Origin of the sequence: Actinophytocola sp. NPDC049390, assembly GCF_044466355.1 — a bacterium.
Lineage (GTDB): Bacteria > Actinomycetota > Actinomycetes > Mycobacteriales > Pseudonocardiaceae > Actinophytocola.
In genome coordinates this window covers 153,269-175,676 of the sequence record NZ_JBITMQ010000015.1, presented here as the reverse complement: position 1 = coordinate 175,676, position 22,408 = coordinate 153,269, and the positions used below count along the sequence as shown (strand labels likewise).

The 22,408-nt window shown below is 70.0% G+C and carries 19 protein-coding genes, 1 tRNA gene and 1 pseudogene; 14 read left to right on the top strand and 7 right to left on the bottom strand.

The window, feature by feature from the left end; genetic code table 11:
- Positions 1 to 365 precede the first annotated feature (365 nt).
- Positions 366 to 803: a hypothetical protein gene (locus ACIBVP_RS35460; protein ID WP_396110828.1), complete on the top strand. Its 438-nt coding sequence runs from the start codon at positions 366 to 368 to the stop codon at positions 801 to 803.
- An 863-nt stretch (positions 804 to 1,666) separates the two neighbouring features.
- A pseudogene (locus ACIBVP_RS35455) lies at positions 1,667 to 2,533 on the top strand (hypothetical protein); the annotation flags it as partial.
- Here ACIBVP_RS35455 and ACIBVP_RS35450 read toward each other — a convergent pair.
- Positions 2,493 to 2,566: transfer RNA gene (locus tag ACIBVP_RS35450), tRNA-Leu, on the bottom strand. The pseudogene ACIBVP_RS35455 and the gene ACIBVP_RS35450 sit on opposite strands and share 41 nt — an antisense overlap.
- Positions 2,567 to 2,824: 258 nt before the next feature.
- On the opposite strand from ACIBVP_RS35450, the gene ACIBVP_RS35445 reads away from it, so the two are divergent.
- On the top strand, positions 2,825 to 3,433 hold the full coding sequence (locus tag ACIBVP_RS35445; RefSeq protein ID WP_396110827.1) for an ANTAR domain-containing response regulator: 609 nt from the start codon (positions 2,825 to 2,827) through the stop codon (positions 3,431 to 3,433).
- On the opposite strand, the gene ACIBVP_RS35440 is transcribed toward ACIBVP_RS35445, so the two are convergent.
- On the bottom strand, positions 3,426 to 5,369 hold the full coding sequence (locus tag ACIBVP_RS35440) for a hypothetical protein (RefSeq protein ID WP_396110826.1): 1,944 nt from the start codon (positions 5,367 to 5,369) through the stop codon (positions 3,426 to 3,428). The genes ACIBVP_RS35445 and ACIBVP_RS35440 overlap by 8 nt on opposite strands.
- A gap of 272 nt (positions 5,370 to 5,641) precedes the next feature.
- On the opposite strand from ACIBVP_RS35440, the gene ACIBVP_RS35435 reads away from it, so the two are divergent.
- From ACIBVP_RS35435 to ACIBVP_RS35415, 5 genes are all read left to right on the top strand, one after another.
- Complete coding sequence (locus ACIBVP_RS35435) at positions 5,642 to 6,877, top strand: branched-chain amino acid ABC transporter substrate-binding protein (RefSeq protein ID WP_396110825.1); 1,236 nt, start codon at positions 5,642 to 5,644, stop codon at positions 6,875 to 6,877.
- A gap of 86 nt (positions 6,878 to 6,963) precedes the next feature.
- Positions 6,964 to 7,881, top strand: a complete 918-nt coding sequence (locus tag ACIBVP_RS35430) for a branched-chain amino acid ABC transporter permease (RefSeq protein ID WP_396110824.1) — start codon at positions 6,964 to 6,966, stop codon at positions 7,879 to 7,881.
- Entirely contained in the window at positions 7,878 to 9,656 is a 1,779-nt protein-coding gene (locus ACIBVP_RS35425) for a branched-chain amino acid ABC transporter permease (protein WP_396110823.1), read from the top strand. The genes ACIBVP_RS35430 and ACIBVP_RS35425 overlap by 4 nt, the downstream gene beginning before the upstream one ends.
- Positions 9,653 to 10,495: an ABC transporter ATP-binding protein gene (locus ACIBVP_RS35420; RefSeq protein ID WP_396110822.1), complete on the top strand. Its 843-nt coding sequence runs from the start codon at positions 9,653 to 9,655 to the stop codon at positions 10,493 to 10,495. The genes ACIBVP_RS35425 and ACIBVP_RS35420 overlap by 4 nt, the downstream gene beginning before the upstream one ends.
- The gene (locus ACIBVP_RS35415) at positions 10,492 to 11,205 is read left to right on the top strand and encodes an ABC transporter ATP-binding protein (RefSeq protein ID WP_396110821.1); all 714 of its coding nucleotides are present in this window, start codon (positions 10,492 to 10,494) and stop codon (positions 11,203 to 11,205) included. Before ACIBVP_RS35420 ends, ACIBVP_RS35415 begins: the two co-directional genes overlap by 4 nt.
- A 51-nt stretch (positions 11,206 to 11,256) precedes the next feature.
- On the opposite strand, the gene ACIBVP_RS35410 is transcribed toward ACIBVP_RS35415, so the two are convergent.
- Positions 11,257 to 11,682 carry a PaaI family thioesterase gene (locus ACIBVP_RS35410; RefSeq protein WP_396110820.1) on the bottom strand — a complete coding sequence of 142 codons (426 nt, stop codon included), beginning with the start codon at positions 11,680 to 11,682 and terminating at the stop codon, positions 11,257 to 11,259.
- Positions 11,683 to 11,819: 137 nt separating this feature from the next.
- Between ACIBVP_RS35410 and polA the strand changes: the two genes are divergently transcribed.
- From polA to ACIBVP_RS35390, 4 genes are all read left to right on the top strand, one after another.
- On the top strand, positions 11,820 to 14,474 hold the full coding sequence (gene polA, locus ACIBVP_RS35405; RefSeq protein ID WP_396110916.1) for a DNA polymerase I: 2,655 nt from the start codon (positions 11,820 to 11,822) through the stop codon (positions 14,472 to 14,474).
- A gap of 179 nt (positions 14,475 to 14,653) precedes the next feature.
- Complete coding sequence (locus tag ACIBVP_RS35400; RefSeq protein WP_396110819.1) at positions 14,654 to 15,067, top strand: helix-turn-helix domain-containing protein; 414 nt, start codon at positions 14,654 to 14,656, stop codon at positions 15,065 to 15,067.
- Between the two features lie 9 nt (positions 15,068 to 15,076).
- Positions 15,077 to 15,529, top strand: a complete 453-nt coding sequence (locus ACIBVP_RS35395; RefSeq protein ID WP_396110818.1) for a VOC family protein — start codon at positions 15,077 to 15,079, stop codon at positions 15,527 to 15,529.
- A 33-nt stretch (positions 15,530 to 15,562) separates the two neighbouring features.
- The gene (locus ACIBVP_RS35390; protein WP_396110817.1) at positions 15,563 to 16,099 is read left to right on the top strand and encodes an NAD-dependent epimerase/dehydratase family protein; all 537 of its coding nucleotides are present in this window, start codon (positions 15,563 to 15,565) and stop codon (positions 16,097 to 16,099) included.
- 46 nt (positions 16,100 to 16,145) lie between these two features.
- Here the strand turns inward: ACIBVP_RS35390 and ACIBVP_RS35385 are convergent, their stop codons facing one another.
- The 4 genes from ACIBVP_RS35385 to ACIBVP_RS35370 form a co-directional block, all read right to left on the bottom strand.
- Positions 16,146 to 17,351, bottom strand: a complete 1,206-nt coding sequence (locus ACIBVP_RS35385; RefSeq protein WP_396110816.1) for a hypothetical protein — start codon at positions 17,349 to 17,351, stop codon at positions 16,146 to 16,148.
- Positions 17,344 to 17,835 carry an RNA polymerase sigma factor gene (locus ACIBVP_RS35380; protein WP_396110815.1) on the bottom strand — a complete coding sequence of 164 codons (492 nt, stop codon included), beginning with the start codon at positions 17,833 to 17,835 and terminating at the stop codon, positions 17,344 to 17,346. Before ACIBVP_RS35380 ends, ACIBVP_RS35385 begins: the two co-directional genes overlap by 8 nt.
- A 66-nt stretch (positions 17,836 to 17,901) precedes the next feature.
- Positions 17,902 to 18,837 (bottom strand): GNAT family N-acetyltransferase, encoded by a 936-nt coding sequence (locus tag ACIBVP_RS35375; protein WP_396110814.1) that lies wholly within the window; start codon positions 18,835 to 18,837, stop codon positions 17,902 to 17,904.
- Positions 18,834 to 19,691, bottom strand: coding sequence for a class I SAM-dependent methyltransferase (locus ACIBVP_RS35370; RefSeq protein WP_396110915.1), 858 nt, complete (start codon positions 19,689 to 19,691; stop codon positions 18,834 to 18,836). The genes ACIBVP_RS35375 and ACIBVP_RS35370 overlap by 4 nt, the downstream gene beginning before the upstream one ends.
- Positions 19,692 to 19,982: 291 nt before the next feature.
- Here ACIBVP_RS35370 and rpsA point away from each other — a divergent pair, with 291 nt between their 5' ends.
- Both rpsA and ACIBVP_RS35360 read left to right on the top strand, forming a co-directional pair.
- Positions 19,983 to 21,473, top strand: a complete 1,491-nt coding sequence (gene rpsA / locus ACIBVP_RS35365) for a 30S ribosomal protein S1 (RefSeq protein ID WP_396110813.1) — start codon at positions 19,983 to 19,985, stop codon at positions 21,471 to 21,473.
- Between the two features lie 336 nt (positions 21,474 to 21,809).
- Positions 21,810 to 22,391 carry a hypothetical protein gene (locus tag ACIBVP_RS35360; RefSeq protein ID WP_396110812.1) on the top strand — a complete coding sequence of 194 codons (582 nt, stop codon included), beginning with the start codon at positions 21,810 to 21,812 and terminating at the stop codon, positions 22,389 to 22,391.
- Positions 22,392 to 22,408: the final 17 nt, after the last annotated feature.

Here is a 22,408-nt window from a genome sequence, read left to right as displayed (position 1 = left end):
TCCTCGGTCCGTGGTCGGGTGCAGGTGGCGGCGAGCCGGGCGAGCGAGGAGCGCATGTCCTGCAGGCTGGCGATCTTACCGTTCAGCCGGCGAGGCTGAGCAGCCCCGACCCGCCGTCGGCGCGAACCAAGAGCTTGTCCGGCGCCCACTGCAACCAGACGCCGAGTGAACATCGCGGCTGGTCAGAGAGGGGCGCCCCCGGTGCGATTCGAACGCACGCTGGACGGGTTTGAACCCACGTTGGAACGTACGTCTGACCTGCACGAACAGGGGGCCGTGCTGCCTCGTGGGGAGGAAATGGGGAGAGGCATGCGGTCGCCTGCAAAGCGGCTGCGTGAGTCAGCATGACCGGGCACCATGGCGGGGTGCCAGATCTGCTGTGGGACGACGTGAAGAACTTCTTCGACCCTGAGTTGATGGGTGCGTTGCCGGACGTGGCTGTGCCGGGGACGACAGTAGAAGACTGGCAGACGGTTCTGGATCTGGTGCGCGACCGCGGCTGGAAGTGGGAGTACCGAGAAGACGGCGTGGCGGTGCCGCTGGCCTCGGCTGCGGACATGGTCTCGGCCGTGGACCGCGAAGTGACGGCTGACTTGCGGGTCTGGCCGGTTCGGGGTGTTGAGGTGATCTTCCGTCTGTACGTCGTTGGCGAAGTCTCGTTCGAAGTCGATCTGCGCGAGTTGCAGGGCCAGGCCGGGGTTGATCTCCTAATGCAGATTTCTGACCACGATCGGTCGTACGTTGGGGAAGCCTGTGCGGATGACCCCAGAGGGGGACGCGGGCCATCCAGTGCTGGGGTTTGAGCCCAAGGCGGGTGGTGTGGTCCTGCTGGCGGACCCCAAGTTGCCCGGCGAGGCCTGACGGTCAGAAGGTCGCCTGTCCTGTGGGCCGGGCGCTGCAGAGGTCCGTTCCTTCGCACTGGCCGTCGGTTAGCGCTGGGCCGTCGGTGTCAAGGGTGGGCGCAGCCCATCGGCGGATCCGACGCGACCGAGGAGCGTCCGTGAGGGCGGCGGGCTGGCGTTAAAGGATCACCGGCTGTTCGAGGGACGGCCGATGGTGAGTCGCGATGCATTGCGAGGTGTGTGCGCAGGTTGCGCCGTGGGAGACTCGGATTGTGGGTGCCGGAGTTCCGCGGACAGTCAAAGCAGTCGACACTACCCAGCTCATCGACCTGGATGAAGAGGCGCAACGCTGCGGGCTGAACAGGAATCACGGAGCCGGATGGCTTGGCCTGCACGCTGCCGAGTCAGTGACTCATTATCTGTGGCCTGTGTTGGTCCACAAGTTGGACCACCGACCGGAGGTCTCGCCGCACTGGCGGTGCGCACTATTGCTGACCGTCCGTGATGGCCAGCAGATCATCTCGCTACTCGACGTCCTGCCCACGTCGTTCGACAGCCTGCCGGAGACCCTGGATGCGACGACCAAGCGAGAGATTGCCTCAAGGCTGAACGACGGGGGCTTGACCTCGCAGGCACAGTGGGCAGCCCGGCACGCGACCTCTTGATGAGGTGCATGGGCTCGCGCGAGCATGACGAAGTCTTGGAAGGGTGCGGGACCGGGGACGATCCTGAACTGAGGGCGGGGGCGAGGCTGTGCGTTTGGCGGGCGGCGGCCGTGAGCGGAGCGGCAGGCCGTCCGCCCGCGCGGCGCGCTTGCGCGCCGCCTTGATGCCCTGTCGTTGAAGCTCGACGGTAAGCAGGCTGCCGCCAAGACGTTCACGCGGAAGCGGGCGGTGTTCTACAACGCCTTGGATTACGCGGCTGAGTTGAAGGCGCTCGGAGCGAACAACCTGGGCTCGGTGAAGTGGACCGCGCCCAAGACGGTCCGGGCTATCGACAAGCGGGTTGTGATCAACGTCCGGCAGGGGGAACGGCTGCTCGACGCTGTGGCCGCTCAGGTCGTGGAGGGACAGCCTCGGCGGTCGTCGGGGCAAGAGGGGTGGGGTGAGTTGCTGCTGACCGAGACGGCCCCCATCGCGGGTAGCTCGTGGACGGACTCCGGTGAGCGGCGGGACCGTCGGCAGTTGAAGCAACGTGCTGTCGGAGAGGTACGTCACGTCCCTACTTCGCCGCCGTTGACGCGGATCCTGCACGACCACCTGACTCGGTTCGGGACTGCGGCGGACGGACGGCTGTTCCGGAACCTGACGGGCGGGGATCTCGCCGAGTCGACCATTGCCCGCGTGTGGGACAAGGCGCGGAAGGCAGCGTTCTCGGAGCAGGAGTACGCCTCGCTGCTGGCGCGTCGGCCGTACGACCTCCGGCACGCGTGTGTGTCGACGTGGCTCGCGGCGGGAGTGCCCTCGACCCAGTGCGCTGAGTGGGCCGGTCACAGCGTGGCGGTGCTGCACCAGATCTGCGCGAAGGTCATCAACGGCCTGGAGGCGGCGGCCCACGAGCGGATCGAGCGGGACAGAGCCGGGTGCCCCTTGATCAGCTTTGGGGTGTCTATGCAGGTCAAACGGCCTGGTCAACGGCGGTTTGGATGGGTGCCCCCGGTGCGATTCGAACGCACACTGGACGGGTTTTGAATCCGTTGCCTCTGCCGGTTGGGCTACGGGGGCGTACGCGTGGGAAGACTTTACGGGATGGCTCGGCGGCTGGTCTTCAGGGTTATCCGTCACCGCCGGACGTCCATGAGCGTTACACGCAGCGTCACGAACGCTCACCGACGTTCCCGCAGGTGTGGTGCTCGTCATCCTGCTGGTGGGCGTGTGTTGCCACGGCGTTAACGTTGTGCTGATCACGGCCTGTGTGCGGGTCCTCGGCCCCTCTCCGCCGGTACGCTGGAGGCTCAGACCGATCGATTCAGGAGGACCCCGGTGACCGATCAGGCTGCCGAGGCCCAGTCCGTCCCGGCCGTGCAACGAAGTGTGCTCGTCGCGGAGGATGAGGCGCTCATTCGGCTCGACCTCGTGGAAATGCTCAAGGAAGAGGGCTACCACGTCGCCGGGGAGGCCGCTGATGGCGAGCAGGCCGTCGCACTGGCCAAGGAACTGCGGCCCGACCTTGTGATCCTCGACGTCAAGATGCCACGGATGGACGGCATCGACGCGGCTGCGCAGATCGCGGGGGAGCGGATCGCGCCTGTCGTGATACTGACCGCGTTCTCGCAGCGTGACCTCGTCGAGCGGGCTCGCGAGGCCGGGGCGATGGCCTACCTGGTGAAGCCCTTCGCCAAGCACGACCTGGTGCCCGCGATCGAGTTGGCCGTCAGCCGGTTCTCCGAGCTGGCCGCGCTCGAGACCGAGGTCGCCACGCTGACGGAGCGGATGGAGACCCGCAAGCTCATCGAACGGGCCAAGGGCCTGCTCATGACCAAGCAGGGCCTGTCCGAACCGGAGGCGTTCCGCTGGATCCAGCGCACCGCCATGGACCGCCGGGCCACGATGAAGGCCGTGGCGGAGGCCGTGGTGGAGAACATCACCTGACGGTGAAGTTCAGGACCGCCGACACCGGGCGGTCCGCGCCGGACATGGTGTACTCGCGCACCTCGAGCACGTGCGAGCCGCGGGCCATGCCCGGCAGTGCGATCGACAGCGCGTGCTGACCGCCAAGGCCCGGCCCGTCCGTTCTGGTCGGCACCCCGGCGATCAGCTCGCCGTCGAGCCACACCTCGAAACCCTGGACGCCGCCCACCGACCCGGTCTCCCACTGGTTGGTGGACGCGTCCAGGTTCACCTTCAGCACGACCTGGCCCCTCGGCGCCACCACGGCCGACGTCAGTGGTTCGCCCGCCGAGTTGGCCAGCACGGCATCGACGGACGGCAGGCCGTCCGCGCCGCGGGGGCGGCCTGCCACCAGCTCCGGCTCGGGTGGTCGCCACCCCGGCACCGGCGTGATCCGCAGGTACGTCTCCACCAGCCGGACCTGCCGCGTCGCGCCCGGTGCACGCAGGACGAACGGGGTGATCGACGCCCCGCCCTTCGCGCCGAGCAGGGCCGCGGGCACGTCGGCGGCCACGGTGAGGGCAGCGCCGTCCTGCGCCGACGGCCTCGCCACCACCGGCCGCGCGGGCACCCGCAGGTCGCCCAGCTGCACGACCACCCCGCGCGGGTCCACGCCCTCGGCGACGACGAGCGTCGCCACCAGCTTCGCCGCCCGTGCCGACTCCAGCGGCGAGCGTGCGATGCCGACCTGCGGTGACGGCTCGGTCAGGTTCAGCACCCGCTGCGTGGCCGCGGTCACCGGTACGTCCACCACGCCCGGTACCGCGGCGGCGGGCCCGGTGAAACCGGCGCCCGTCAGGTGCACCCGCGACCGCCGTCGCTCCGGGCCGCGGAACCCCAGCAGCACCGACGCCGACCGCCACGACGGGACGACCCCGGCCACCGCCACCAGCAGCCCGTCCTGGTAGACCCGCAGCCCCGACGTCGTCAGCACGACCTCGAACAGGTGCTCCACGTACGGCCCGCGCACCGGCGCCGACAACACCTCCAGCCGCCGCGGCGTCACGGCGGGCACGTCCGGCGCCGCGCTCACGTGCACACCACCGTCGTCGACGCCCACCCGGATCGTGCCGCCCGGCAGCGCGCCGTCCCTCGGTGGGAACCGGTTCGCGCGCCGCGTGTCGGCGCCGACCCGGTCCACCGGGCCCGGCGCGAGCGTGATCGTCAGCTCCCCGCCGATGCCCGCCGTGTCGGTCCGGACCGCGACCCGGCCGAGCTCGCCGGAGGGTGCCGGCGCGGTCAGCGTCATCGGCTGCTTCGCCCGCAGCGTGGCGAGGTCGGCGCCGCAGCCCAGTTCGATCGGCAGGCCCCGGCCCCGCTCGGTCACCACGTCGACGCAGCCGCGGTACCCGGACAGGTGCCAGCGGCCGGCGTAGCCCGAGGGGTCGGCGAAGTCGTCGTACAGACCGGTCAGCGGCTCGGTCCAGTCGTCGGGCGGCGCGCCGGGCGTGCCGGTGGTCCTGGTCGGCTCGGACCGCTGCCCGAACGCGTCGACCGTCCGCACCTCGACGACGTGCTCGCGGTCGTTCGTGAGCCCCGCCAGCCGCACGTCGGGGGTCGCGACGAGCCGGGTGCCGAAGTCGCGGTCGCTGCCGTTGCCGTCCGACGGCCGCCAGCGGACCTCGTACCCGGCCGCACCCTTCGGGACCTGGCCACCGGGCAGCGCGTTCGCCCACGCCACCCGCAACGCGTCCCGTTCCGGTTCGGCGACGACCCGGGCCGGCGGGGCCGGGTCGTCGCCCGGCGCGGGCAGCACCACGTTGTCCGCCGAGAACCGTTCGACCGTCACGGGCTCGGACGGTTCGTCACCGTCCGTGTCGCTGCTATGAGGGCCCTCCGTCATACGGAGAGTGACCACGGCTGTCGCGATCAGCGCGATGGCGCCGAGCCAGATGAGCACTCGCCTTCCGGTGGGCACCACCGCAGATTAGGCTCGGCCGGTATCTGCCAGGGGGTCCGTTGCGAAGTTGAGATCGTGTTACCCCGCCATGACCGGAAGGTCCCGGTTCGTCCGGTGAGCGGACACGGACGGTCAATTTCGTTGCAGTCTGGTCACGAGCGCTCTTGGGACGTGACTAGAACTGCGCTCGGTTACTAGGTTCCGGCCAGCCCTCCGACATGGACGAGGGCATGGTTCGGCATGCTATGCGACTACACGCCGGACGGAAATGCGGAGAAGGGACACGTCACGTGCGAAACCAGACGGTGAAAGCCGCGGCTGTCGTGGCAGCGGGCTTGCTGCTGCTGTCGGCTTGCGGCACGAACAAGGAGGAAGGCGGCGGCTCTGCGGGTGGCGGGAGCAACCAGTCCTGCGACACCAGCAAGGGCACGCTGACCCTCGGCGTGATCGCCCCGCTGAGTGGTGAGCTTTCGGCGCTGGGCAAGGGCATCGAGCACTCGGCCGACCTCGCGGTCAAGCAGGCCAACGAGAAGTGCACGGTCAAGGGTTACAAGCTGGCCCTCCAGGCGGAGGACGACCAGAAGACCCCGCAGCTCGGCGCGCAGGCCGCGACGAAGCTCGCGTCCACCCCGGAGATCATCGGTGTGGTGTCGACGCTGAACTCGTCGGTGTCCCAGAGCGTCCAGCCCATTCTGGACCAGGCGGGCATCCTGCAGATCTCGCCGGCGAACACCGCCGACTCGCTCACCAAGGGCGAGAACATCAACAGCCCGAAGCGGCCGTACAAGACGTACTTCCGCACCTGCACGGTCGATTCGCTGCAGGGGCCGTTCGCGGCGAACTACCTGATCAAGAAGACGGGCAAGAAGAAGATCGCCGTGATCACCGACGGTCTGACCTACGGTGAGGGCCTCGCGGCCTCGTTCATCGAGCAGGCCGAGAAGAACGGCGCGCAGATCGTCACCCGCCAGAAGATCGGTGAGCGGGACACTGACTTCTCGTCCGTCATCGCGGCGGTCAAGCCGTTCGCGCCGGACGCGATCTACTACGGCGGCCAGTACCCGCAGGCGGGCCCGCTGTCGAAGCAGTTCGCGGCGGCCGGCCTGAACATCCCGGTCATGGGCGGCGACGGCATCTTCGACCCGCAGTTCATCGCCCTGGGCGGCAAGGACGGCGACCTCGCCACCTCGGTCGGCGCGCCGACCGAGGAGCTGGACAGCGCGAAGGCGTTCGTGGACGCCTACGAGAAGGCCGACTACGCGGAGAGCTTCTCCGCCTACGGTGCGTTCTCCTACGACGCCGCGAACGTGATCATCGCCTCGGTGGCCAAGGCCATCGGTGACGGCGAGTGGTCCGAGGACCTGCGCGAGAAGGTCGTCGAGGAGGCCCAGAACTACAAGGGCGACGGTGCGACCGGTGAGCTCGCGTTCGACGAGAACGGCGACAGCACCAACACCGTGCTGACCGTTTACCAGGTCACCGGCGGCGATTGGAAGTCGGTCGAGACCGGGAAGTTCGAGGGCTGATCCACGAGTTCGTAGATCTATCCATCGATGAGTGACGCGACGGCGGGGGTGGGCCGAGCCCACCCCCGCCGCCTGTGGAGGTAGATGTGACGACTCTGTTACAACAGATAGTCAACGGGCTCGTGCTCGGCGCCACGATCGGCCTGATCGCGCTGGGCTACACGATGGTGTACGGCATCATCCAGCTGATCAACTTCGCCCACGGCGAGGTGTTCATGGTCGGCGCGTTCGGTGGCCTCGCCGTGTACCGGTGGGTGCTGCCAGAGGACGTGCGCGGCGACTGGTACATCTCGCTGCCCGCGATGCTGGTCGGCGGCGTGGTGGTGGCTGTGGTGATCGCGGTGCTCATGGAGCGATTCGCGTACCGGCCGTTACGCAACGCACCAAGACTCGCGCCACTGATCACCGCACTCGGTGTTTCGGTGGCGCTGCAGGAAGCCATTCGCTTGTGGTACCCGAACGCCGACGCCGCGCAGCCGTTCCCGCGCGTGTTCATCGACGCCCGGATCGGGCTCGGTGACATCAGCATCTCGGCGTCCGGCCTGCTGCTGATCGTCGTGTCGATCGTGCTGTCGGTGCTGCTGCAGACCTACGTGAGCCGGTCCAGGATGGGCCGCGCGATGCGTGCCACGTCCCAGGATCGCGACACCGCGCGGCTGATGGGGGTCAACCCGGACCGGGTCATCGTCCTGACGTTCATCCTCGGTGCCGCGCTGGCGGGTATCGCCGGTGTCCTGTACGGCTCCTACATCACGAACGTGGACAACGCCATCGGCTTCCAGAACGGCATCTTCGCGTTCACGGCCGCGGTGCTCGGCGGTATCGGCAGCCTACGCGGCGCCGTGATCGGCGCGTTCATCATCGGCCTGATCAAGGCACTCGGCGGCCAGTACCTGCCGGGTGGCACCCAGTACGACTACGTGTGGATCTTCGTGGTCCTCATCCTCGTGCTGGTGTTCCGGCCGCAGGGTCTGTTCGGCGAGGCGGAAAGGGTGCGCGCATGAGCAAGCTCACGGGCGCGATCCCGCCCGCTCTCGCCCGGCCGCTGAGCGTGGTCGGTGCCCTTCTCCTGCTCGTGGCGGCGATGCTGCCGTGGGCGACGTTCCTGCTGAACGACGGGCCGTACCCGGAGAAGTCGACGCTGCAGTTCTTCGACGCGCCGTTCGAGCTCACCGGGTTCCGCTGGCACCTGCTGCTGTTCGGCATCGCGGCACTGGTGGTCACGTTCATCCCGGTGCCCGGCAAGGGCCGGGTGCTCCGTGCGCTCGGCTGGGGCGGGCTGGCGATCTCCGCGGTCAGCGCCGTCTTCATCCTCTCGGAGGGCGGTGGGTTCGGCGCGATCACCGCGGCCGACGGCAACGTCGCGTTCGGCAGCATCGTCGGCGTCATCGCCGGCGTCGCGCTGATCCTCGGCGGCACGGCCACCGGGATCACCGACATCCCCGACCTGACCGGCAGGCTGTTCGGGATGACCGGCTGGGGCGGCAGGCTCACCGCGTGGGCTCTGCTCGCGGTCGCGTTCGCCGGGGTGCTCTACATGGTGTCGCTGACGCTCACCGCGGGCGGCATCGGCGGTGCGGCGTTCCCCTACGCGGGCCCCGTCTTCCTGGCGTTCCTCGGGTTCGCGGGCGGTCTGCTCGGCGCGCTGCACGGCATGGGCGTCACGCGGGTGATCTCCCAGCTGTCGGAGCGGCACCGGGCGTTCAGCATCGTGGTGCTGCTGGTGTGCGCGTTCGCGCTGCCGTTCACCGAGGCGGGCAACTCGTACTGGATGCGGGTCGCCGCGACCATCGGCGTCTACGCGGTCACCGCGATCGGCCTGAACATCGTGGTCGGCCTCGCCGGGCTGCTCGACCTCGGCTACGTGGCGTTCCTGGGCATCGGCGCGTTCGTCGCGGCGAACCTGTCCGGTGCGACCGCCGCCGAGTTCGACATCCACCTGCCGTTCCCGGTGGCGGCGCTGATCGCCGCGGTCGTGGCCGGCATCTTCGGTGCCATCGTCGGCTCGCCGACACTGCGGGTCCGCGGCGACTACCTGGCGATCGTGACGCTGGCGTTCGGTGAGATCTTCTACCGGTCGGCGCTGAACGACGTCGGCGGCCTCACGAACGGGTCGAACTCGATCCCCGGCATCCCGCCGGTGGAGCTGTTCGGCCAGCCGTTCAACGAGTCCGTCGACCTGTTCGGCGCGGAGCTGCCGACGGGCGTGCTGTACTACTTCCTCATCGTGCTCGTGGTCGGCCTGATCATGGCGGTGTTCGCGAACCTCAAGAACAGCCGCATCGGCCGCGCCTGGATCGCGATCCGCGAGGACGAGGACGCCGCCCGTGCGATGGGCATCCGGACCGGCAAGGCCAAGATCCTCGCGTTCCTCGTGGGCGCCACGGTGGCCGGTCTCGCCGGTGCGATCTTCGCGCACAACCTGGGCACCGCCTCGGCGGAGAGCTTCCGGTTCCTCGAGTCGGTGACGCTGCTCGCGGCGGTCATCCTCGGTGGCATGGGCACGATCCCGGGCGCGGTGCTCGGCGCCTCGCTGCTGTTCGTGCTGCCGGAGAAGCTGCGCGAGTTCGACGACTACCGGTTGCTCGTCTTCGGTCTCGCGCTGGTGTTCATCATGCGGTTCCGCCCGCAGGGCCTGGTGCCCGACCGGCACCGGCGGGCCGAGCTGGCCGGTGAGACCGCGGAGGGCAAGTCCATCGAGAGCGAAGGGGAACAGCTGGTGCTCGAACAGGAGCAGACCACGCAGCTCCCCGCGGTGGGTAAGGGGGACCGGGCATGAGTGCGGCACAGCATCGCGCGACCGAACCGGTGCTCGCGGCCACCGGCGTGACGATGATCTTCGGTGGTCTCACGGCGCTCAACGACGTGTCTCTGGAGCTGACCGAGGGCAGGATCGTCGGGCTGATCGGGCCGAACGGCGCGGGCAAGACCACGCTGTTCAACTGCCTGACCGGGCTGTACACGCCGACGCGGGGCGCGGTGCGGCTGCGCGGTAAGACGCTGCCGTCCGACCCGGCGAAGGTCACCACTGCGGGGATCGCGCGGACGTTCCAGAACATCCGCCTGTTCCCCAACATGACCGTGCTGGAGAACGTGCTGGTCGGCAGGCACATCCGGATGCGTCAGGGGCCGCTGGCGTCGGTGTTCCACGGCCCCGTGTTCCGCAAGGGCGAGGCGGCGGCCAAGGCGAAGGCGCGCGAGCTGCTCGAGTTCGTCGGGCTGCGCGGCGCCGAGGACGAGGCCGCCCGCAACCTGCCCTACGGTGACCAGCGCAGGCTGGAGATCGCCCGCGCGCTGGCCACCGAGCCGGAGGTGCTGCTGCTCGACGAGCCGACCGCGGGCATGAACCCGCAGGAGACCGAGGCCGCCCGGCAGCTGATCTTCCGGATCAGGGACACCGGGGTGTCGGTCGTGGTCATCGAGCACGACACGAAGTTCATCTTCTCGCTGTGCGACTCGGTGTCCGTGCTCGTGCAGGGCGAGGTGCTGGTGGAGGGCTCACCGGAGACGGTCCGCGACGACCCGCGCGTGATCGAGGCCTACCTCGGCAAGCCACGCGAGGAGGTCGAGGCGGACGTCGCCGAGGCCGCCGCTCAGCAGCACAGGGAGGACTCGTGACCGCTCTTCTGGAAGTCGACGAGCTGAGCGTCGCCTACGGCGCGATCGAGGCCGTCCGCAACGTGTCGTTCGTCGTCGAGGAGGGGCAGATCGTCTGCCTCATCGGCGCGAACGGCGCGGGCAAGACCACCACGCTGCGGACGATCTCCGGTCTGCTTCGTCCGAGGGCCGGGGACATCCGGTTCGAGGGCAAGTCGATCGCGCAGGAACCCGCGCACGTCATCCTCAGCCGCGGCATCGCGCACTCGCCGGAGGGCAGGCGCGTGTTCGCGCGGATGAGCGTGGAGGAGAACCTCCTGCTCGGGGCGTACACCCGCAGGGACGAGTCCGGCGTGCGCGCCGACATGAACCGGGTGTACGAGCTGTTCCCCGTGCTGGGGGAGCGGCGCACGCAGAAGGCGGGCCTGTTCTCCGGCGGTGAGCAGCAGATGCTGGCGATCGGGCGGGCGATGATGTCCAAGCCGCGTCTGCTGATGCTGGACGAGCCGTCGATGGGCCTGTCGCCGATCATGACGCAGCTCATCTTCGACACGATCTCCGAGCTGCAGCAGCAGGGCACCACGATCCTGCTGGTCGAGCAGAACGCGCTGGCCGCGCTGGCGCTGTCGGACCGGGGTTACGTCGTGGACCTCGGCCAGACCACGCTCGAAGGGCCCGGCCACGACCTGCTCGCCGACGAGCGGGTGCGGGCCGCGTACCTGGGCACGTAGTTTCCGTGAGACGGACGGCGCCCCCGGGGACTCCTCGGGGGCGCCGTGCTGTCAGGACCCGGGGGCCGCGTCGCGCAGGACGCAGGTGAGGCGGGCGGTGCAGGTGCGCTTGTCGTCCTCGTCGGTGATCACGATCTCGAACGTGGACGTCGACCGGCCGGTGTGCAACGGTGTGGCGACCCCGGTGACCAGGCCTTTCGTGGCGGCGCGGTGGTGGGTGCAGGACAGCTCCAGCCCGACGGCGACCCGGCCGTCCGGCGCGTTGAGCGCGGCCGCGATCGACCCGATGGTCTCCGCGAGCGTGGCGTTCGCGCCGCCGTGCAGCAGCCCGTACGGCTGGAGGTTCCCCGCGACCGGCATCGTGGCGACCACCCGCTTGGGGTCCCACTCGGTGATGTCGATGCCCATCTTCGTCGGCAGGAACTGGTCCGCCAGGTCGTACCGGATGCCCGGCAGGTTCTCCGGGAAGGTGTTCACACGCACTCCTCGCAGCTAGAAGGGGTCAGCCGGGAATTGTCGGTGCCTCACCCTAGACTCGCCGTGTGCCTGAGACGCCCGCCACAGAACCTGTCAAGACCTCCGAGCGCCGGTTGCTGCTCATCGACGGCCACTCGATGGCCTACCGGGCGTTCTACGCGCTGAAGGAAGCCAACCTGGTCACCAAGACCGGGCAGCACACCGAGGGTGTCTACGGCTTCACCTCGATGCTCATCAACCTGCTGCGTGACGAGGCACCGTCGCACGTCGCGGTGTGCTTCGACGTCTCCCGCAAGACGTTCCGCAGCGAGCAGTACGCCGAGTACAAGGCCAACCGGTCCGCGACGCCCGACGAGTTCAAGGGGCAGATCAGCCTCATCCAGGACGTGCTGACCACGCTGGCCATCCCGTTCCTGTCGAAGGACGGCTTCGAGGCGGACGACCTGATCGCGACGCTCACCACGCAGGCGGTCGCAGACGGCTACGAGGTGCTCATCTGTACCGGCGACCGGGACGCGTTCCAGCTGGTCAACGACCACGTCACGGTGATCTACCCGACCAGGGGCGTGTCCGCCGTCTCGCGCATGGACCCCGAGGCGGTGCTCGCCAAGACCGGTGTGCGGCCCGACCAGTACGCCGACTTCGCGGCGCTGCGCGGCGACCCGTCGGACAACCTGCCGAAGATCCCCGGCGTCGGCGAGAAGACCGTGGCGAAGTGGATCAACCAGTTCGGTTCGCTGAACGACCTGGTCGACCGGGTCGACGAGGTCAAGGGCAAGGCGGGCGACGCGCTGCGCAACCAGCTGTCGAGCGTGCTGATGAACCGGCAGCTCACCGAGCTGGTGCGGGACGTGGCTCTGGAGGTGGGCCCGGACGAGCTGGCGCGACGCCAGTGGGACCGCGACGCGGTGCACCAGCTGTTCGACGACCTGGAGTTCCGGATCCTGCGCGACCGGCTGTTCGGCGAGCTGACGACGGCCGAGCCGGAGGCCGACCACGGGTTCGAGGTGTCCGGTGGCGCGTACGAGCCGGGGCGGCTCGGCGCGTGGCTGTCGGCGAACGCGCCGTCGGGCGCGCGAGTGGGGCTCTCGTTCCAGCTCGGCTCGACCGGTGTCGCCGGTGAGTCGGTGGAGCTGCGTTCGGTCGCCATCTCGAAGGCCGACGGCACCGGCGTGTACGTCGACGTCACCACTCTGGGCGAAGCTGACGAGCAGGCGCTGGCGACGTGGTTCGCGGACGAGTCGGTGTCGAAGCTGACCTACGACGTGAAGCCCGCGCTGCACGCGATCCGCCACCGCGGCTGGACGCTCGGCGGGCTGGCGACCGACACGCAGCTCGTGGCGTACCTGGTGCGGCCGGGCCAGCGGTCGTTCGCGCTGGACGACCTGGTGCTGCGGTACCTGAAGCGGGAGCTGCGGGTCGAGCAGCAGCCAGAGGAGCGGCAGCTGTCGCTGCTCGACGGCGTCGAGGGCGACGACGCGAAGATCGCCGAGGGCGAGATCGTGCGGGCCCGCGCCATCGCCGAGCTGGCCGACGCGCTCGCGACCGCGCTGGAGGAGACCGGCCAGACGAACCTGCTGACCGACATCGAGTTGCCGCTGCTGCGGGTGCTGGCCGAGCTGGAGGCGTTCGGCATCGCGGTCGACACGCAGCAGCTGGCGTCGCTGGAGGCGCACTTCGGGTCGCGGGTGAAGCACGCCGAGCAGGAGGCGTTCTCCGTCATCGGCAAGGAGATCAACCTCGGCTCGCCGAAGCAGCTGCAGGTGGTGCTGTTCGACGAGCTGCAGATGCCGAAGACCAAGCGCACCAAGACCGGCTACACCACCGACGCCGACGCCCTGACCGGTCTGTTCGAGCAGACCGAACACCCGTTCCTGGCGCACCTGCTGGAACACCGCGACGCGACCCGGTTGAAGATCACGGTCGAGGGCCTGATCAAGTCCGTGTCCGACGACGGCCGCATCCACACCACGTACAGCCAGACGATCGCCGCCACCGGTCGCCTGTCGTCGACGGAACCGAACCTGCAGAACGTGCCCATCCGCACGGACGAGGGCCGCACGATCCGCGACACGTTCGTCGTCGGCGACGGGTTCGACGAGCTGATGACCGCGGACTACAGCCAGATCGAGATGCGGATCATGGCGCACCTGTCCGGCGACGCTGCGTTGATCGAGGCCTTCAACTCGGGCTTCGACTTCCACGCCGCCACCGCCGCCCGCGTGTTCTCGGTCGAACCGACCGAGGTCACCGGCGCCCAGCGCGCCAAGATCAAGGCGATGAACTACGGCCTGGCGTATGGGCTGTCCGCCTACGGCCTGTCCCAGCAGCTGCGGATCTCCACCGAGGAGGCCCGCGGGTTGATGGAGGAGTACTTCGACCGGTTCGGCGGCGTCCGCGACTACCTGCAGGAGGTCGTGGCGAGGGCCCGCAAGGACGGCTACACGTCCACGATCTTCGGCCGCCGCCGCTACCTGCCGGACCTGACGTCGGACAACCGCCAGCGCCGCGAGATGGCAGAACGCATGGCCTTGAACGCCCCGATCCAGGGCAGTGCCGCGGACATCATCAAGGTCGCGATGCTGAACGTGCACCGCGAGCTGCGGGACGCCGGGCTGCAGACCCGCATGCTGCTGCAGGTCCACGACGAACTGGTGCTCGAGGTGCGCACCCCGGAGCGCGCCGCGGCGGAGGAGCTGGTGCGCAGGGGCATGGGGTCCGCCTACAAGCTGGACGTGCCACTGGACGTCTCGGTCGGCTTCGGCCGCTCGTGGAACGCCGCAGCGCACTGACCCGGAGCCGCTGCTGCCGAACGGAAGGTGCTCCGGGCGGCGGGCTGTCGTGCCTTGCGTGGGGTTCTCTTCGCGGGTCCGCGCCGGGCGTCGCGCGATCCTCCGAGCCGGAGCGTGGAGCTGGAGGCCGACCCGGCACAATTCCGCCACCACTCTTTGCCGGGCGCTACCGTCGACGCGTGAGTGTCTCCCAGGTCGTGCACCTGCGCCGGGCGCGGGACGTCATGGACGCGCGGTACGCCGAACCGCTCGACCTCGACGCACTCGCGTCCGTCGCGGGCTACTCGCGGTTCCACTTCGCGCGGGAGTTCCGGCACGCCTTCGGGGAGACACCCGCCGCGTACCTGAGCCGCCGCCGGGTCGAGCGGGCGAAGGACCTGCTCGCCCACGCCAACCTCACCGTCACCGAGGTGTGCATGGTGGTGGGGTTCTCCTCGCTCGGTTCGTTCTCGCGGCGGTTCCGGGCGCTGGTGGGGTGCTCGCCCAGCGAGTACCAGCGGCGGGCCGCGCCGCCGGCCATCCCCGGGTGCATCGCCATGACGTGGGGGAGACCAGCAATCGCGGACAAGCACGCGGACGACACTCGGTCCTAGCGTTGCCGCATGATCACATCGCTGACACACACCACCGTCTACGTGCTCGACCAGGACTCCGCCAAGGCCTTCTACACCGAGAAGCTCGGCTTCCGGGTGGGCGAGGACCTCGTGATGGGCGAGGGTTTCGACGGCGCGGGTCAGGGGTTCCGCTGGCTGACCGTCATCCCGCCCGGGCAGCCGGACGTGCGGTTCGTCCTGGCCGACTGCCGGATGGGGCACGCGCCCGAGCACGCAGAGACGATCCGTGAGCTGGTCGCGAAGGGCGCGATGGGCAGCGCGGTCCTCGCGACCGACGACTGCCACGGCACCTTCAAGAACTGTCGGCGCGTGGCGTCGTCTTCCTCACCGAACCCACCGAGCGGCCCTACGGCATCGAAGCCACCTTCCGCGACGACTCCGGCAACGTCTACAGCCTCACCCAGGCGCTGTGGCGGGCGGAAAACCGGTAAACGCCGGTAACCTGGGGGCCCGTCGCCGTCCTGCGGAGGTCGTATGACCGCGCGTCGCGCCCTTGTTCTCGGTGGCACCGGCATGCTCGCGGGTGTGGCCGCCGCACTGCTCGACGACGGCTGGCAGGTGGTGCTGCCCAGCAGGCGAAGACCGTCCATGCCGACCACCAACGGGCACCTGGCCAGCTGGGTGAAGGCCGACTGGACCGAGCCCGCCGCGCTCGTCGCCACCGTCTCCGAGGCCCTCGACGGGCCCGCCGACCTGCTGGTCGCCTGGGTGCACCGCGAGGTCCGGGTGTCCGTCCTCCGTGCGGTGGCGCCACTGCTCGCCGACGGCGCGCCCGTCGTCGAGGTGCACGGCAGCGCGTCGGCCAACCCGTTGGGCGGCTGCCCCGATCCGATCCTTCCCGGCCACCCGACGCAGCAGGTCGTGCTCGGGTACGTCCGGCACGCCGGACGTACCCGATGGCTCACCCACGAGGAGGTCTCGGCGGGCGTGCTCGACGCCGTGCACCGCGCGCTCGACGGCAAGCCCCCGCACGTGCACCAGGTCGGCGAGTTCCGGGGCGTGGCCCACTAGCCAGTCCGCCTCGTCAGGCCCAGACTCCGCACAGTTATCCGGCTCTCTAGCGGATGTCGAAGTCGCGCCACGTGAGGCCGTCCGTCGAGATCGCGTACGCGTGCGGGCCGCGTTTCGCCACGTAGCCGCCGCGCGTCCACAGGACCTCGCCCGGCAGCCGCCGGTCGGACCTGGTGAACGTCCGGCCGTCGCCGCTCTCGTAGGTGCCCGTCGCCGCCGAGTACACGAGCAGCCGCCCGTCGTCGGTGGCGACCGGGGCGCCGAGCATCGCCTGCAGCACCGTCTTCGGCGTGGCACGCCACGTGTTCGTCCAGGTCACGCCGCCGTCCGTGCTGCGGAACACGGCCAGCAGACCGTACGGGCCCTTCGCGATCGACCCCTGCAGCGTCGTGTACATGACGCCGTCGTTCTCGACCACCGACCAGGCGTCGTTCATCGCGGGCTCACCCGGCAGCGTCACCTGAGTCGTCGACCAGGTCCGGCCGTCGTCGGAGGTCACCGAGATCGCCCAGCGGCCGCTCGACCGTTCCACGCCCGCCGCCCAGTAACGGCCGCCCTCGGTCGCCGACCTGCCGATCACGGGTTCGATGAGCGGCGGCTGGGTCGGTGCGGGCGCCACCCGTGCCGGGTCCCGCGACACCGCGCCGACACCCAGGCGACAGCCCGAGTCGTCCTGTTCCTCGCCGACGCACACCGGCTGGAGCCACGCCCCGTCGGGAATCGGCGCGGGCGCCGCGGGCGGACCCGCCGTGGCGGCGCGCCACGTGCGGCCCCCGTCGTCGCTGACGACGCGCGCCCACTGCTTCTGCCCGGACACGCGGTCGAGCCGCACCCGGTCCGCGTCGAGCACGCTGACATCGCCCAGCGCGTACCGCTTGTCGCCGTCCGGCAGGGACCGCCGCTCCCACGTCCGGCCACCGTCGGCGGTCGCGAACAGTGCCAGGGTGCACGGACCGTCGGGCTCGACACAGTCGCTGCCCAGCGCGTAGCCGTGGTCGGGGTCGGCGAAGTCCAGCTGGAAGGTCATCGAGTCCGGCAGCGGCGGCTTGGCGGGCTGCTGGTCATCCGGCAGGGCACGCAACACGGGCACCGCGACGCTGACCGCCACGACCGTCGCGACCGCCGCGACCTGCATGCGCCGCCGCGTGGTCCGCTGCCGTGCCCGCGCGGTGACGTGTGCCATCTCGGGTGGGCTGATCGACTCGTGCAGGTCGTCGCGCAGCGCCGCGAGCTTCGAGTCCAGCTCAGACATGGTCCACCTCCGTGTGCAGGCGTTCGGCCAGCACGGCGCGGGCGCGCGACAGCCGCGACTTCACCGTGCCGACCGGCGCGTCGAGCACCGCGGCGACCTCGTCCACGGGCAGGTCGGCCAGGTAGTGCAGCACCACGACCGCCCGGTACTCGGGCACGAGGCCCTTGATCGCCTCGTGCAGGTCGAGGTGCTCGTCGGGAGGTTTCACGTCGGGTGGCGGCTCGGCCTGGTGCCTGCGCAGGATCCGGTCCAGGGTCGCCTTGCGGCGGAACCGTCTGCGGGCGAGGTTCACCACCACGGTCCGCAGCCACGCCTCCGGGCTGTCCGTGCGCGACACCCTGCCGCGCCTGCCGTAGGCGATCGCGAACGCGTCCTGGGTGATCTCCTCGGCGGTGCCGAGGTCACCCGTCATGCCGTACGCGGTCAGCACCAGGCGCCGGTAGGACCCCTGGTACAGCTGCGCGAACCACGTCTCGTCGGCCATCGCGCCCCCAATGCTCCGTTCTCACCGTGCAAGAGGCACGACCGGCGCACCAGGTTCCCGACGGTCTCAGCGCAGTGCCGACGCCGGGCGCAGCTCCCAGTTCGTCCACAGCGGCCGGTAGCCCTGCCGGGCCCAGAACACCGAGGCCAGCGGGTTGGGCGGGTTGAAGTACAGGAACGTGCCGCTCGCGCCGCGGCGGTGCAGCTCGTGGTGCGCGACGGCCATCAGCTCGCTGCCGACACCGGAACCGCGTGCCCCGTCCACCACGGACACGCAGTTCACGTAGCCCCAGCGCCCGGGCCGCAGCCGGGTGGCGATCAGCGAGTCCGCGACCACGTCCATGAGCCTGCAGTGCGCGAGCCCCACGGCGACCCCGTCGCGCTCCGCGAGCCACATCGGGTCGCCCTGCTCGAAGTGCCGGACCACGGTCGCGCGCTTGATCCGCTCCGCGTCCGGTCGCAGCACCGCGGCACCGACCAGCGCCGAGTACCTCAGCTCTGCCAGCTCCAGCGCCAGCACCGTCTCGACGTCGGCCGAGGTCGCGGGGCGGACCGTCACCCCGGCCTGCGGTGCCCGCCGCACCGCGCCGCCCGCCCGGACCGGTCGCACCGCGAGGCTCGTGAGCGGCGTGAAACCGTGCGCGAGCAGCGCCCTGGTCGCCTCCGCGTCCCGGCTCGGCCACGTCACCAGGCACGCGGAGTCCGCGCCGGTCGTGTTGCGCGCGAGCAGCTGCGCCCACTCCCGCAGCAGTGCCTCCATGCCCGCGCCGCCCGCCGCGCCGACCAGCGGGTGCAGCTCCCACAGCTCCAGTGCCGACCACAGCGTGGTGGCGCTGCCGGGCTCGAACTCGCCGTGCGTGAGCACGCCCGCCACCCGGTCACCGGCGGACAGCGCGGCGGTCAGCACGTGCCCGTCCGGCGGGGGAGCGGCCGGCGGCAGCATCGGGTCGAGCCGCTCGAACCGGGTGGTCTGTGCGTCGAGCAGGGTGCCCGCGACCCTCACGCCGCGCGCCGGGTCAGGAAGATCGCCGTGCCGGGGAACAGCTCGCCGCGCAGCGGGCTCCACTGCCCCCACACCTGCGTGAGGTCGTCCGGCCACTCCGGCTCGACCAGGTCGACCAGCGTCAGCCCGGCCCAGCTCAGCGCGCGCACGAAGTCGCCGAGCGTGCGGTGGTACTCGACGTAGGTGGCGCCGCCGTCGGCGTCGACCTCGACGTACGGCGTGCGGTCGAAGTAGGAGCCGGTCACCCGCAGGCCGTTCGGCCCCGGGTCGTCCGGGAAGATCCACCGCATCGGGTGAGTGACCGCGAAGACCCACGAGCCGCCGGGCCGCAGCACGCGCGCGACCTCGCGGAACGTGCCGGGCAGGTCGGCGACGAACGGCACCGCCCCGAACGCCGAGCACGCGACGTCGAACGAGCCGCTCGCGAACGGCATGCTCTCCGCGTTGGCCCGGACCAGCGGCACGTCGATGCCGGTGGCCTCGTTGGCGGCGGCCGCGTACCGCAGCATGCCCGCGGACAGGTCGAACGCGGTGACGTTGGCGCCCTGCGCGGCGAGCCAGCGCGCGCACGGCGCGGACCCGCAGCCGACCTCGAGCACGTCGCGGCCCGCCACGTCGCCGAGCAGGCGCGCGTCCTTCTCACGCAGCGCCTCCGGGCACCACACGAAGTCGGCGACGCCCAGGAACTCGCCGTGCTCGACGTGGTAGTCGTCGGCGTCGGCGTCCCACCAGGCGCTGTTGGCCGCCACGGACTCGGCGGAACCCGCCCAGCGCCGCTCGCTGCCGACCGTCCCGAGCAGGCGCTCGGCGGTCCGCTGCGGCGGTGTTCCCGGGTTGTCGCCTTCTTGCGGCATGCTGGCGCCAGCTTCCAGCGTCGACATCCAATCCCCCTCGGTGCGCCCCGCGCGAGTAATCCCCTAGGACCAGGTTTGCCCGGTCTACGCACGGCCGCGTAGGATACCTCCGCGCAGTGGTTTCGTGCTGCCGTCTGTTCAACTCGGGAATCAGATCCGGTCGCGCGGCGTTGTCGGTGGTTGTCTCGTTGGTTCGGGGTTCGTCGCCGACGGCACTATGCCGCTGTCGCACGACAACTGCAAATCCCATCCGCCAACTCTCAACCAAGCCGTACCGGAGCCTCCTAGCTAATGTCCACCGACACCACCATCGTCCCGGCTGACACCGCGCCGAAGCAGCAGGTCGCCATCAACGACGTCGGGACGGGTGAGGACTTCCTCGCCGCCATCGACAAGACCATCAAGTACTTCAACGATGGGGACATCGTCGAGGGCACCATCGTTAAGGTCGATCGGGACGAGGTCCTGCTCGACATCGGCTACAAGACCGAAGGGGTCATCCCCTCTCGTGAGTTGTCGATCAAGCATGACGTCGACCCCAACGAGGTCGTCAAGGTCGGTGACGAGGTCGAGGCCCTGGTTCTCCAGAAGGAGGACAAGGAGGGCCGGCTGATCCTGTCCAAGAAGCGTGCTCAGTACGAGCGCGCCTGGGGCACGATCGAGGCGCTCAAGGAGAGCGACGAGCCGGTCAAGGGCACGGTCATCGAGGTCGTCAAGGGTGGTCTCATCCTGGACATCGGCCTCCGGGGCTTCCTCCCCGCGTCGCTGGTCGAGATGCGCCGGGTGCGCGACCTCCAGCCCTACGTGGGTCGTGAGCTGGAAGCCAAGATCATCGAGCTGGACAAGAACCGCAACAACGTGGTCCTGTCCCGCCGTGCCTGGCTGGAGCAGACCCAGTCCGAGGTGCGCAGCGAGTTCCTCAACCAGCTGCAGCGCGGCCAGGTCCGCAAGGGTGTCGTCTCCTCGATCGTCAACTTCGGTGCGTTCGTGGACCTCGGCGGCGTCGACGGTCTGGTGCACGTCTCGGAGCTGTCCTGGAAGCACATCGACCACCCGTCCGAGGTCGTCGAGGTCGGCCAGGAGGTCACGGTCGAGGTGCTCGACGTCGACATGGAGCGCGAGCGCGTCTCCCTGTCGCTGAAGGCCACCCAGGAAGACCCGTGGCGCCAGTTCGCCCGCACCCACGCGATCGGCCAGATCGTGCCGGGCAAGGTCACCAAGCTGGTGCCGTTCGGTGCGTTCGTCCGCGTCGACGAGGGCATCGAGGGCCTGGTCCACATCTCCGAGCTGGCCGAGCGCCACGTGGAGATCCCGGAGCAGGTCGTGCAGGTCGGCAACGACGTCATGGTCAAGGTCATCGACATCGACCTGGAGCGTCGCCGGATCTCGCTGTCCCTGAAGCAGGCGAACGAGGGCTTCACCCCGGACACCGAGTTCGACCCGACCCAGTACGGCATGGCGGCCGAGTACGACAACGAGGGGAACTACATCTACCCCGAGGGGTTCGACCCGGACACCCAGGAGTGGCAGGAAGGCTTCGACAAGCAGCGCGAGGAGTGGGAGCGGCAGTACGCCGAGGCCCACACGCGCTACGAGCAGCACATGGCCCAGGTCAAGAAGGCCGCCGAGGCCGACGCTGCCGCCGAGGCCGAGGGCGGCGCCGAGGAGGGCACCGAGCGCGAGTACTCCTCCGCCGGTTCCGACAAGCAGAAGAGCGGCGGCACCCTGGCCAGCGACGAGCAGCTGGCCGCCCTGCGCGAGAAGCTGTCCGGCGGCGTCTGATCCTGAACGCCTAGCCAGCTGACAAGGCCCCACCGATCCCGCGGGATCGGTGGGGCCTTTCGCATGTCCGGGCCGGCTCGGCGGCGGCGTGGCAGCTTCGCCGGACCGCTCCCTGGGAGGGATGGCCTCCGGCCCCCGGTAGCCAGCCTAGACCCGACCACCGACAGTTCCCGCTGGTCAGCGCGCACCTGTCCACAGCCCACCCGGCTGTCCACCACCGGCCCGCCGTCGCCGAAAACCGTCGGTGGCCTCCGGTAGCGTGGTTCGAGGGGGCCGGCGGCCAAGCCCGGTCATTTCGTTATCCGCCCGCACCTGTGCGTCGCTTACCGTGGACCGATGCGTGTGCGGCTCGTCGTCCTCGGAGCGGTGCTCGCGTTCGGCGGGTGTGCCCAGGGCGCGCCGCCGAGCAACGCTCCCGCCGTGCCCGTGTTCAGCACCGCGCCCGCGAACGTCGGCGCCGAGCGGACCGTGCCCGACGACTGCGGGGACGTCGCCACCCTCGACGAGCTGACCCGCGACCTGAACAACCTGGTCACCGGCACCGTGCAGCCGGTCATCGGGGTGCCGCAGGACAACATCGGCCGCACGGCGCGCATCGACTGCTACTACGGGGTCCCATCTCGGCAGCCGCTCGCCAAGGCCAAGGTCTGGGTCGGGCTCGCGAGCTACGTCAACGAGCAGGCCGCCCGCAAACGGCTCACCACCACCATCGCCGAGGAACGGGAAGCCGGTGCCACGGTCAGCGACGTCAAGGTCGGCGCGGACCGCGGGGTGCTGATCAGGGACGACAACTGGATGCTCGTCGCCGGGCGGGGGCGGGTCACGGTCGTCGTGCAGGTCATCCCCGTGCTGGTCCGCGAGGACCACGCCGGCATGCTGCTCGGTCAGGTCGCCGACCACGCACTGACCCCGCGGTGACGCCTGCCAGAATGCCC